This is a genomic window from Breznakia sp. PFB1-19, assembly GCF_029893935.1.
Lineage (GTDB): Bacteria > Bacillota_I > Bacilli_A > Erysipelotrichales > Erysipelotrichaceae > Breznakia > Breznakia blatticola.
This window is the reverse complement of record NZ_JARXXJ010000019.1, coordinates 23,999-36,807: the sequence shown is the minus strand read 5'-3', so window position 1 is coordinate 36,807 and position 12,809 is coordinate 23,999. Positions and strand designations below refer to the sequence as shown.

Genomic DNA, 12,809 nt, shown 5'->3' with positions numbered 1-12,809 from the left:
AAGTTAAGCACTTTAACGGCGACGATAGCTTGGCCTGCCCAAGTGAAAATAGCAAATCGCCAGTTGATTAGACATCCATTTCGGGTGTCTTTTTTGTATTTATATAAAATTCATATGATATACTTAAAAAAAGGAGTTGGACTATGAGTTTAGATTTTAAAAAGACAGAAAAGGAATTATATACACCACCTAAAAAACCAACGATCATTAATGTACCCAAAATGCAATTTATTGCAGTAAGAGGAAAAGGAGATCCTAATGATCCAAACGGTGAGTATAGTCAATGTTTGGAAGCCTTATATGGAATTGCTTACACTTTGAAAATGAGTTATATGAGTGATTATCAAATGGAAGGGTATTATAAGTATGTAGTTCCGCCATTAGAAGGATTATGGTGGCAAACAGGCATTAAGGGATTTGATTATACGCGTAAGGATTTATTTGAGTATATATCTATGATTCGTCTTCCTGATTTTATCAAAGAAGAAGATGTAGCTTGGGCAATCAAAACGGCATCCGAAAAGAAAGGCAAAGATTTTAGTAGAGTTGAGTTTTTTGTTTATGATGAAGAAATGTGTGTACAGTGTATGCATATTGGACCATACGATGATGAACCTAAGACAATTGCGAAAATGGATGCCTATATGAAGGAGCAGGGATACGAACTTGATATTAATGATATGCGTCATCATCATGAAATATATTTAGGAGATCCTCGAAAAGCAAAACCTGAAAACTTACGAACCGTAGTTCGTCACCCGATTAAGAAAGTATAATATTTCAAGTACACTCTAGAAGGTTAGACTGTACTTTTTTTCATTTATGGTATAATATAAGCCGTATGAAAGATTTAAAGAACGCAAAGATATTGGTTGGATTATCAGGTGGTGTGGATAGTGCTGTAGCAGCATACTTACTAAAAGAACAAGGATACGATATTACATGTGCATTTATGCGCAATTGGGATGCATATGCAAATAACGACATTGCAGGTAACCCTACGATTCAAAATGATATTTGTCCACAGGAAGAAGACTACAATGATGCAAAAAAAGTAGCAGATAAACTTGGTTTAGAACTACTACGTGTTGATTTTGTTGAAGAGTACTGGAATCAAGTATTTACATACTTTATTGATGAATACAAAAAAGGAAGAACGCCAAACCCTGATATCTTATGCAATAAATATATAAAATTTGATAGTTTTATGAAGTTTGCGAAAGCAAACGGTTTTGATTATGTCGCAACTGGACATTATGCTAGAGTCGTACATAACGATGATGAAAGTGTAATGTTAAGAGGGACAGATAGTAATAAAGATCAAACGTATTTCTTGTGTCAAGTTTCGCAAGATGCATTAGCAAAAGCATTATTTCCAATTGGTGATATCGATAAACCAAGAGTAAGAGAAATAGCTAAAGAACTGGATTTGAATGTAGCAACAAAGAAAGATTCTACAGGTATTTGCTTTATTGGAGAAAGAAATTTCAGAGAGTTTCTAACAAACTATATACCGGCAAAAAATGGTCGTATTATCGATATTGATACGGGAAACGATCTAGGTGAACATGTGGGTGTACTTTACTATACAATTGGACAAAGAAAAGGTCTAGGTATTGGTGGTGAAGGAGGTCCATGGTTTGTTGTTGGAAAAGATGTGGAAACAAATGAACTTTATGTAGCCGCAAAAGAAGATAATCCATGGTTATTATCTACTTCATGTCGTGTAAGTGGTGTAAACTGGTTTTCACGTAAAAAGCGACCAGAGACATGTAAAGCAACTGCGAAATTTAGATATCGTCAAAAGGATAATGATGTAGAAATTAAAATCATTAGTGATGATGAAGTTATGGTGTATTATCCGCAAGGAGTAGCAGCGGTTACTCCAGGACAAGAAGCTGTATTTTATGATGGAGAAATCTGTCTTGGTGGTGGTGTGATTGAAGAAGTGTACAACCACGAAAACAAGGATGTACATCAAGCAATCAAGGAGAAAGTAAATGAATTTAGAAAAGACAAATCAATTTAAAGAAAACCTACTATCAAGTAAACGCATGCTTGGTTTACTTGCCTGGTATTTTATTGGATGGTTATTTCTTGTTCCAATCGTTGTTTTGATTATCATGGAACTAACACATACAACCAGTGATGTGAATTTATTATTCTTTACGTATTTAATTGGTGTCATTGTCGCTATCAAACTAGCATTGCCATTGCTTAAAGGTGAAACGAAGTTTAATGCTGGAGAGGCATTTCGTACGATTTTAATTGGTATTGGATTACTTTATCTGATTAACATTGTCGTTGGAAATCTAATTAGCTTATTAACAGAGACAAATACGAGTTCGAATCAAGAAGGTGTACAAACGATGTTTAATCAAAATATGGTGTTGCAAGCAATTGCGACAGTCATTTTTGCACCAATTTTAGAAGAACTTGTATTTAGAGGTGTTATTTTTAGAGGTTTACGCAAGTATGGATTTATCTTTGCTGCAATTGTTTCTGGTGGAATGTTTGGATTAATGCATGTATTTAGTTCACTAATTGAAGGAAATTTAGCTGATTTTACATATATAATTTTGTACGCATTATTGGGTGTAGTTTTCTCGAAAATGTATGAAGATACCCACTCGATCTATGTGCCAATTGTTGGACACGCATTTTATAATGGATTGTCGGTTTTAGCAATGTTTATGTTAAGGTGATATATGGATGAAAACAAACTGAGTATTGAAGGTTACTTTGTTGCTATCATTTTTCAAAGTGACCACTATACAGTCGCAAAGTTTAAAACAAATGAAAAAAACGAAAAGCAGTTTACAATTACTGGATACTTTTCAGAACTCTTAGAAAACCAACTGTATCGACTGTATGGAGGATATAAAGAACATCCTCGTTATGGTCTTCAGTTTGCATGTGAAAGTTATGAAAAAGTATTACCTAGTGATGAAGAAGCGCTCATTCGTTTTTTTTCAAGTTCACTTTTCAGTGGGATTGGAAAAAAAGCTGCGCAAAAAATTGTTAGTGCACTTGGTGAAAAAGCAATTGATATCATTCGTGAAGATCCTCTAGTTTTACGTCAAATACCAAGTTTAACGCAAAAACAAATTACTGCAATTGAAGAAGGGATTCATAATACGGTGGATGATTCTGTTGTATTTTTAACACAGTTTGGTGTAAGTCAAAAAAATATCTTAAAAATCGAAAGTATTTATGATAAACAAGCCATTGATATTATTAAGAAAAATCCATATCGTTTGGTTTATGATGTTGATGGAATTGGATTTAAAACCGCTGATAAAATCGCAATGAAATTAGGATTTGAAACGCACAATCCTGAACGGATTAAAGCAGCTATTGGTGCTCTAGTTATGCAACTATGTATGAATACAGGAAACACATATGTGCCACGAGTAGATGTTCAACGCCGTATTCAAAAAGAGTTTGGGTTTATTGAAGAAGAACAATTTGAAGAATACTTAAGTGATTTAGAATTTGAAAACCAAATTGTCGTTGAAGATGAAAATCTATACCATATTAGTCAATATGAAGCCGAAACAAATATTGCACATACATTGACGCATTTTCCTCAAGTAGAGTTTATAAAAAAAGCAGGAAAAGAAATCAAAGAACGAATTGATGTGCATGCCAAACAAATGCAGATTGTTTATAATGAAAAACAAATTGAAGCGATCGAAACAACCTTTGCATCTCCATTGTCGATTTTGACTGGTGGACCTGGAACTGGTAAGACGACAATTGTTAAAGCGATTATTGATATCTATAAAGAGATGTTCCCATATTCTACAATTGCGTTGTGTGCGCCAACAGGGCGTGCTGCTAAACGTTTAAAGGAACTTGCAGGAATTGATGCAATGACGATTCATTCGCTCTTAAAATGGGATTTAGAGAGTAATACGTTTGCCGTAGATGAGCATGATCCAATTGAAGCAGATTTTATTATTGTTGATGAGTTTTCAATGGTTGACAGTTGGCTGTTTCATAATTTGATCAAAGCAAGTGCAAAGGTATCACGTATTCTACTAATTGGTGATGAAGATCAACTTCCTTCAGTAGGACCTGGATTTGTACTTCGTGATTTATTATTATCTAAGTTATGTCCAATTACACGCCTTGATCATATTTATCGTCAAAGTGAAGGCAGTGAAGTAATCGAACTTGCGCATGAAATAAAAGAGGGAATGATTACATCCATTCACGGAGAAAGCGATGTAAAGATGTATCCTTGTGAGAACTATCAAGTAAAGGAACTTGTTGGTAAAATCGTACAAAGTGCATTGGATAAAAACTATGATGAAATGGATATTCAAATTCTTGCTCCTATGTATAATGGAGTGGCAGGAATTGATGCTATCAATAAAGCGATGCAAGCATTGTGTAATCCACGGAGTTATGAAAAAAACGAGCTACATTTTGGCTATCGTACCTTTAGAGAAAATGATAAAGTGCTTCAACTTAAAAACCAACCTGATGAGTATGTCTTTAATGGAGATATCGGAAAGGTTATTGAGATTGTTACTGCTCAGGAAACCGTTGATCATCAAGCACGTATGATTGTTGATTTCGATGGGACGATTGTAGAATATACACCAGAGACATTTTCCAATCTAACACATGCATATTGTATTTCGATTCATAAAGCACAAGGAAGTGAATATCCAATTGTCATTATGCCAATTGTAAAAGACTATAGTTATATGTTGCAACGACGTTTGATCTATACAGGAATTACACGTGCAAAACGTTCTTTAGTATTACTTGGAAGTGAAGAATACTTGCAAAAAGGAGTATCACGACTGGATACGCAAGATCGAAAAACAAGTTTATTAAAACGAATCAAAGAAGTTATTGACTGATACATATCGTGCTAGCCAAGTTTGGTTAGCATTTTTCTTTGAAATGAAGAAATATAGTAATGCGTATAGATGTATGCTATGATGAAAATGATAATAGTAAATGGGGGTGTATGTTTTATGAAAATCACAAAGAAGCGTGTACAAGCAGCTTTATTTTTGAGTTTACTACTTGCGGTATGTGTTTCATGTACAGCATCAAGTACGAAAAAAACTGTTTCCTTGTTTCATAAGAAGGAATTCGACGTTGGAGCGACTAGAAAGGGAGGCTCATCAATAACCTTGGTGGATATGGAACATGAAACATACCAATTTGTTGATAAGCAAGAGTCTGTACATGTACAACTGCAGTTTACAGTGGATACAAAAAAAGATCCAATCATTGAAAATGGGGTTTTGATTATTGATGTAAATGAAGCGCTGGTGTATTCAATAAATGATGAAAAAATAAATGTACAGGATAAAAAGCAGTTTGAAGATATACTTGCTGATGTCGGAATTAGTGAAGATGAAGTTCTCGAACTTGTTTTAGAATTAGCAAATAGTTTTACATAATCAATGAATATCAAAAAGGTTTGCAGATGACTTTGCATTCCTTTTTTTACCTGTTGGTGATGTATACTTACCACTTAGTCTATATCGATTGTAAGAATGATTGTATTAAGATACACTACACTCGAAAAGAGGTAGTATTTATGAATGAAGTAAAACAATGGAAAAAGAATTTCTTTACACTTTGGTCAGGTCAAGCGATATCTTTACTAACAAGTGCAATTGTCCAGTATGCATTTATTTGGTATATCACAGATACAACAGGATCTGCAACTGCACTATCGATTGCCACAATGATTGCCTATTTGCCAATGGCTTTTCTAGGACCGTTTGCTGGTAGTTTTGTGGACCGCAACAATCGTAAAATTATTATGATGGTCGCAGATGGCATGATTGCCATAACAACATTATTTGCAATTGTCATTGCCTTTGGTGGTTCATTACCAACATGGATGATTTACATGGTGATCTTTGTACGATCATTAGGACAAACCTTTCACCAGCCATGTATCAATGCAGTAACGCCACTTATGGTGCCTTTAGATTATCTAGCAAAGGCAAATGGATATACCAATGCATTACAATCCATTTCATTTATCTTAAGTCCAGCAATTTCTGCTGCACTATATGCAATTGCTCCATTTTGGCTGATCCTATCATTAGATGTTGTAGGAGCAATTATTGGAATTGGTAGTGTTGCCTTAACATATATTCCGCGTTTATTAGATGAGGAAGAAAAACCATTGATGATATTCCAAGATACAAAAGAAGGTCTACAAACCCTAATGTCAAATAAAGGATTATTTTATCTTGTGATTTTGGTTTCTGTATGTCAGATATTTATGATACCCATTGGAACATTCTTTCCTCTAATGAGTACCGAGTATTTTGGGAAAACAATCTCTCATGCAGGACTAGTTGAGACATTGTTTGCAGTAGGAATGTTAGTTGGTGGACTTGTCCTTGGTTTATGGGGAGGCACAAAGAATAAGATGATTACGATTTATGGTTCTGTTGCTTTATTTTCAATTGTTACGATATTACAAGGAATATTACCGACAAATGCATTTACTGTATTTGCAATCTTATCCATTGTGTTTGGTTTCTGTGGACCATTCTTCAATGCTACATTTATGGCGTTGATGCAAGATAAAATTCAGCCAGAGTATTTAGGCCGCGTAACAAGTGTTTCTATGTCATTAATGACTCTAGCTTCACCAATTGGACTTGCCTTAGCTGCGATGTATACTAACGGCTTTGGAGTACCTTCATGGTTTGTTTTGACTGGTGTGGTAAGTCTAGTTGTTGTGGGTTTTGGAATCTCTGTAAAAAGTGTTAGAAACCTTGATAAGCAAGTCTAAGTATGCTACAATTCAAACGTAAACGATGAAGAAGATGAGTACTTAGAAAGCTGTCTATATAGAGAGAAAGCGGTTGGTGAAAGCTTTTAGAAACAAGCTAGGGAAGCTACTTTGGAGTTTAAACGTACAATCTACGATACAGATAATTAAGGTGCATAGAGAAATCTATGAATCAGGATGGTACCGCGTATTCACGTTCCTGTTATTGGGAACGTTTTTTTATTGTAATGGAGGAAAAAAAGATGAAATATAGAAGTGGAAATGAAATACGACAATTGTTCTTGGATTATTTTGCAAAGAATGGACATATGATTGAGCCAGGTGCATCATTGATTCCACATAACGATCCTACTTTGTTATGGATTAATGCTGGAGTTGCAGCATTAAAGAAATACTTTGATGGTAGTGAAACGCCAAAGAGTAACCGTATTGCTAATGCGCAAAAAAGTATTCGTACAAATGATATTGAAAATGTTGGTAAGACAGCACGTCACCATACATTCTTTGAAATGTTAGGAAACTTTTCAATTGGAGATTACTTTAAGAAAGAAGCAATTCACTTTGCTTGGGAATTTCTAACAAGTCCAGAATATATCGGTATGGAAAAAGAAAAAATGTATATTTCTGTATATACAGATGATACTGTTGCATATGACACATGGGTTAATGAAATTGGTGTGGATCCAAGTCATATTTTAAAAACGGATGGAAACTTCTGGGAAATTGGAGCAGGACCAAGTGGACCAGATAGTGAAATTTTCTATGATCGTGGAGAAGCTTATGATCCAGAAAACGTTGGTGAAAAACTGTTCTTTGAAGAATTAGAAAATGATCGTTATATCGAAGTGTGGAATGTTGTATTCTCACAATACGATGCAAATCCAGCAGTTCCAAGAAGTGAATATAAAGAACTACCACAAAAGAACATTGATACAGGAATGGGGCTTGAACGTCTAGTATCGATTGTTCAAGGTGGAGAAACAAACTTCGATACCGATTTATTTATGCCAATTATTAAAGAAGTAGAAAAAATTGCAAGCCACCCTTATGAAGGGGAATACAAGATGGCATATCGCGTAATTGCTGACCATATCCGTACAGTTGTGTTCGCTTTAAGTGATGGAGCAATGTTTGCAAATACAGGACGTGGATATGTGCTTCGTCGTGTGCTTCGTCGTGCGGTTCGTTATGGAATTAAACTTGGTTTAGATAAACCATTTATGTACGACTTGGTATCTATTGTGTCTGAAAACATGAAAGACTACTATCCATACTTAATGGATAAAATTAGTTTTAATGAAAATCTGATTAAGACAGAGGAAGAGACGTTCCATAAAACACTAAATCATGGTGAAAAGCTGTTAAATGAAGAACTAGAAAAAATGGATGGAAAAATCTTCTCTGGTGAAGTTGCATTCAAATTATACGATACGTATGGATTCCCATATGAACTTACACAAGAAATCTTAGAAGAAGAAGGTGTGAGCATCGATAAAGAAGGATTTGATGCACAAATGAAAGCACAAAGAGATCGTGCACGTAATGCGCGTGGTGAATCTGGTTCTATGACAAGTCAATCGCCTGACTTAATGGCTTTTGATAAAGAATGCACATTTGTTGGATACGATAACTTACAAGCAAAAGCGACAGTTATTGGTGTATTCAAAGATGGGAAGAAAGTTGATTCATTAACTGAAACAGGAGAAGTTATCTTTGATCAAACTCCTTTCTATGCAGAAAGTGGTGGACAAGTTGCAGATAAAGGAATCATGAACTATGATGGACAAGCATATGCAATTCTTGATGTAAAAAAAGCACCACAAGGACAATTCTTACACACGGTGGAATTAGAAGATGTTACCTTACAAGTTGGTGATGTTGTAGAACTTGCAGTAGATGAAAAAACACGTGTCTTAACAACGCGTAATCACAGTGCAACACACTTATTACAAAGTGCACTAAAAAAAGTAATCGGTGATCATATTGGACAAGCTGGTTCATATGTAAGTGATGAATACTTGCGTTTTGACTTCACGCATTTTGAAAAAGTAAGTGATGAACAACTTCGTGAAGTTGAAGCTACAGTTAATGCATTTATTGAATTAGATAATGATGTAAATATTGAATACATGAATATTGAAGATGCAAAGAAAACAGGTGCAACAGCAATGTTCGATGAAAAATATGGAGATGAAGTTCGTATTGTAAGTATGGGTGATGTCTCTATGGAATTCTGTGGTGGATGCCATGTTGACCACACAGGAAGTATTGGTGTATTTAAAATTGTTTCTGAAGAATCTATTGGTTCGGGAGTTCGTCGAATGGTTGCTAAAACTGGTTATGCAGCATATGAAGGATTCAAAGAAAGTGAAACAACTTTAAAAACAATTGCAAGTAACTTAAAGATGAAAACTGTAGTTGGTGTTGAAGATAAAGTAAAAACACTACAAGATGAACTAAAAGACTTACAAAAACAATTAAGTGCACTTGAAGCAAAAGCAATGCAAAGCCAAGCAGATAACATGTTAAATGAAGCACAAGAAGTAAATGGATACAAAGTTCTTGTGAAAGCATTAAAAGGTGCTGATGGATCTGCATTGAAAGATATGGCAAATACGATGAAAGATAAACTTGGTTCAGCTGTGGTATTTTTAGCTAGTTATGATGAGCACAAAGTGGTATTTGTTGCTGCTGCCAGCAAAGATGTAATTTCTAATGGAATTCACTGTGGAAATCTTGTAAAAGAAGCTGCACAAATTTGCGGTGGTAATGGAGGAGGGCGTCCAGATTTAGCCCAAGCAGGTGGAAAAGATGCTTCAAAAGTTGATGAAGCACTAGAATCTGTAAAGAAAACGCTTGGATTGTCGCATTAAACTTTCCAAGTGTCCATAAATATTGTAAAATGTACTTATCCGAATAAGGGGGTATTAATATGAAAGATACAACACAAACAATGGCATTTACTTCTGATGATTTTAAAAAAGATAACATCAAACATGTATTACGTTTGGTTCAAGAAGCATTAGAAGAGCGTGGTTATAATTCGGTTAACCAAATCTCTGGTTATTTAATCTCAAATGATCCAGCGTATATTTCTTCACACAAGAATGCACGTACGATTATTCAAGGTGCTGACCGCTATGAAATCATTGAGGAACTTGTACGTTTTTACTTAAGTGCAATTAAGAATGAAGAATAGTATGGAGAAAATACTAGGACTCGATTTAGGAAGTGTAACCTGTGGGGTTGCAGTTAGTGATTTTATGGGAATTATCGCCTCAGCAGTGAAGACGATTCGTTTTGCTGATGGTGATTATGATGATTGTTTAAACCAAGTGTTAGCAATCGCTAAAGAAATGTCAATCAAGACGATTGTCTTAGGATTACCTAAGCATATGAATGGTGATGTTGGAATACGTGGTGAAATATCGATGGATTTCAAAGAACGTTTAGAAGATAATGGTATGAATGTTGTCCTATGGGATGAACGCCTAACGACTGTTTCTGCTGAGCGTACCTTAATTCATGCAGATGTTTCACGTAAGAAACGTAAAAAGGTCATTGACCAACTTGCAGCGGTAACGATTTTGCAAGACTATTTGAATAGTAAAAACTAGGGCGGAAGCCCTTGTTTTGTTAGAGGAGAGCTAAGATGGAATCAAATACAATGTTTATCCAAGATGAAAATGGAAACGAAAAGGAAATGCGCATATTATTCACATTTGAAAATGGTGATAAAAAGTATGTCGTTTTTCAAGATATGCAACCTGTAGATGATGAACTTTTCGCTTCAGCATACGACGAAGATGGAAGTTTACTACCAGTTGAAACAGATGAAGAGTGGGAAATGATTGAAGAAGTCATTTTAGCCTTCACGGAGGACACAGAAGGTGTCTAAGAAAGTAAAGCTAATTATTGTCAGTGTAGTTGCAGTTATCATCGTTTGCTGTATTGCAACTTTTGCCATGTATAAAATCAATCTTGAACCAGTGAGTAGTAAAAGTGAAGAAGTACGCTTTCAAATCGTTGATGGTGATAACCAAAGTTCAATTATTGATCGACTAGCAAATGATGGCATCATAAAAAACGAAAGTTTTGCGAAGATATCTGCAAGATTAAACGGGTATGATTCATTTGCTGTTGGACTGTATGTAATCGATAAAAGTTGGAGTACACCAAAGATTTTAGATTATCTAACAAAATCTGAAAATATAAAAAATGATGAAGTCCTTATCACGTTTAGAGAAGGAATATGGGCAAAAGATATTGCAGCTGAATTAGAGAAGAAACTAGGCATAAATGCTGAAGATTTATTAGCATTGTGGAATAATGATGAATTCTTAAAAGAAGCGATGAAACATTACGAGTTTTTAACCGATGATATCTTTAATGAATCATATCGTGTAAAACTTGAAGGATATCTTTTTCCAGAAACGTATTATTTCAATAAAGAAGCTAGTTTAGAAGATATAACATATACATTTTTAAATCAATTCGATGTGGAATACCAAAAAATCAAAGCAGATGTTGAAGCTAGTGATTTAAGTATTCATGAGATTGTGACACTTGCAAGTGTTGTGCAATTTGAATCTTCGACAAAAGAAGATATGGAAAATGTAGCAGGTGTATTTTACAATCGTTTAAACATTGGCCAAAAGCTAGAATCAAGTGTAACAGTATGTTATTCACTTTATGAATTTGACAGTTGGTTAGATTGCGAAATACAGTACACAGTGGAATCACCGTATAACACATATTTGTATGAAGGATTGCCAATTGGACCGATTTTGAATCCAGGAAAAGAAGCATTAGAAGCTACATTACATCCTGCAAGTCATGAGTACTATTATTTTATTGCTGATGTACAAGGGGATGGAAAAGTATATTATGCTAAAACATATGAAGAACATCTGGCAAACGTCGAAAAGTATTTGGACTATTAAACATAGAATCTTTATAAAAAACATGGTATAATACCAAAGCGAAATAGAAAAACTAAAGGAGTGACGAACTTGGAAAATCAAGAAAAAGTATTAGTAACCCAAACCGGTTATGAACAATTAAAAGATGAATTACACCATTTGGTGCATGAAGAACGTAATATCGTAATTCAAGAACTTCAAGAAGCTCGTGCCCAAGGGGATTTAAGTGAAAATGCGGATTATGATGCTGCACGTGATCACCAAGCAAGAGTAGAAGCTCGTATTACTGAACTTGAAGGAATGCTTGCAAACATCGAAATTATCGATGATACAAAAACAAAGAAAAAGACAGTTTCTTTAGGTTCAACAGTTACGATTTTGGATTTGGATTCAAATACAGAAGAAACATACACAATTGTAGGTTCTGTAGAAGCTGATCCATTTAGTGGAAAATTATCGAATGTTACACCACTTGCTGCTGCATTATTAGATAGTAAGGTAGGGGCAACAGTTACAGTAACAAATGTTGAAAATCCATACAAAGTAAAAATTCTTAGTTTATCATAATTAAAAAGTCCAAATGAGTGGACTTTTTTTATGCTATTACAAACTTTTTTGATAGTTTTTTTGCATTTTATTAGAGTGATAGCCATTTGCTTCATAAAATGCATGTGCTGCTTTTCTAAATTCACTAGATACCAGTCGAATACGATGAATATCCATTGCAGTTGCTTTTGCTTCTAATGCTTGTAGTAGACAACTACCAATCCCTTTGTGTTGAGAAACTGGATCAACGGCTATTGCAAGTACATTTAACATGGTTTCTGAATAAAGTGTTGTATATACTTCAGCATGTACATAGCCTAAACATGTATCCGTTAGATCATCCGTATACACGATTAAAATATGATGTTTTGTATCAGTAAGTACAGTATTAATAGCATTTTGTGTGAGTGTTAAAGAGGCATCATAACCTAGAGCAAGAGAATTAATTGCCACAATACGTTTTGCATCGCTTATCTTGATATTTCGTAACATAAAAAACCTCCAATATATAGATAGTATATATAGAAAAAAAGACAGCCACAAGGGCTATCTTT

The 12,809-nt window shown here is 34.7% G+C and carries 13 protein-coding genes and 1 other annotated feature; of the genes, 12 read left to right on the top strand and 1 reads right to left on the bottom strand.

The window, feature by feature from the left end; translation table 11 throughout:
* The first annotated feature begins 143 nt into the window (after window positions 1–143).
* The 12 genes from M2098_RS09005 to greA all read left to right on the top strand — a co-directional run bounded on the left by M2098_RS09005 (window position 144) and on the right by greA (window position 12,276).
* A complete protein-coding gene (locus tag M2098_RS09005; RefSeq protein ID WP_280683713.1) occupies window positions 144–776 on the top strand; it encodes a GyrI-like domain-containing protein in 633 nt (210 codons plus the stop codon).
* Window positions 777–841: 65 nt separating this feature from the next.
* Window positions 842–2,029, top strand: a complete 1,188-nt coding sequence (gene mnmA, locus M2098_RS09000) for a tRNA 2-thiouridine(34) synthase MnmA (RefSeq protein WP_134170698.1) — start codon at window positions 842–844, stop codon at window positions 2,027–2,029.
* Complete coding sequence (locus M2098_RS08995; protein ID WP_280683715.1) at window positions 2,001–2,705, top strand: type II CAAX endopeptidase family protein; 705 nt, start codon at window positions 2,001–2,003, stop codon at window positions 2,703–2,705. Before mnmA ends, M2098_RS08995 begins: the two co-directional genes overlap by 29 nt.
* Before the next feature lie 3 nt (window positions 2,706–2,708).
* The gene (locus M2098_RS08990) at window positions 2,709–4,877 is read left to right on the top strand and encodes an ATP-dependent RecD-like DNA helicase (RefSeq protein ID WP_280683717.1); all 2,169 of its coding nucleotides are present in this window, start codon (window positions 2,709–2,711) and stop codon (window positions 4,875–4,877) included.
* 117 nt (window positions 4,878–4,994) lie between these two features.
* Window positions 4,995–5,429 (top strand): hypothetical protein, encoded by a 435-nt coding sequence (locus M2098_RS08985; protein ID WP_280683719.1) that lies wholly within the window; start codon window positions 4,995–4,997, stop codon window positions 5,427–5,429.
* Between the two features lie 140 nt (window positions 5,430–5,569).
* Window positions 5,570–6,787 (top strand): MFS transporter, encoded by a 1,218-nt coding sequence (locus M2098_RS08980; protein WP_280683721.1) that lies wholly within the window; start codon window positions 5,570–5,572, stop codon window positions 6,785–6,787.
* 16 nt (window positions 6,788–6,803) lie between these two features.
* Window positions 6,804–6,991 (top strand) — a binding site (T-box leader).
* A 38-nt stretch (window positions 6,992–7,029) separates the two neighbouring features.
* Window positions 7,030–9,660, top strand: a complete 2,631-nt coding sequence (gene alaS / locus M2098_RS08975) for an alanine--tRNA ligase (RefSeq protein ID WP_280683723.1) — start codon at window positions 7,030–7,032, stop codon at window positions 9,658–9,660.
* A 59-nt stretch (window positions 9,661–9,719) separates the two neighbouring features.
* A complete protein-coding gene (locus M2098_RS08970) occupies window positions 9,720–9,986 on the top strand; it encodes an IreB family regulatory phosphoprotein (RefSeq protein WP_067423808.1) in 267 nt (88 codons plus the stop codon).
* Window position 9,987: 1 nt separating this feature from the next.
* The gene (ruvX, locus tag M2098_RS08965) at window positions 9,988–10,404 is read left to right on the top strand and encodes a Holliday junction resolvase RuvX (protein WP_134170685.1); all 417 of its coding nucleotides are present in this window, start codon (window positions 9,988–9,990) and stop codon (window positions 10,402–10,404) included.
* A gap of 35 nt (window positions 10,405–10,439) precedes the next feature.
* Window positions 10,440–10,685 (top strand): DUF1292 domain-containing protein, encoded by a 246-nt coding sequence (locus M2098_RS08960; protein WP_280683728.1) that lies wholly within the window; start codon window positions 10,440–10,442, stop codon window positions 10,683–10,685.
* Window positions 10,678–11,730, top strand: coding sequence for an endolytic transglycosylase MltG (gene mltG, locus M2098_RS08955; RefSeq protein ID WP_280683730.1), 1,053 nt, complete (start codon window positions 10,678–10,680; stop codon window positions 11,728–11,730). The genes M2098_RS08960 and mltG overlap by 8 nt, the downstream gene beginning before the upstream one ends.
* Window positions 11,731–11,799: 69 nt before the next feature.
* Window positions 11,800–12,276 (top strand): transcription elongation factor GreA, encoded by a 477-nt coding sequence (greA, locus tag M2098_RS08950; RefSeq protein WP_134170679.1) that lies wholly within the window; start codon window positions 11,800–11,802, stop codon window positions 12,274–12,276.
* A 36-nt stretch (window positions 12,277–12,312) separates the two neighbouring features.
* Here greA and M2098_RS08945 read toward each other — a convergent pair whose 3' ends face one another.
* Window positions 12,313–12,747, bottom strand: a complete 435-nt coding sequence (locus tag M2098_RS08945) for a GNAT family N-acetyltransferase (RefSeq protein WP_280683732.1) — start codon at window positions 12,745–12,747, stop codon at window positions 12,313–12,315.
* Window positions 12,748–12,809 lie beyond the last annotated feature (62 nt).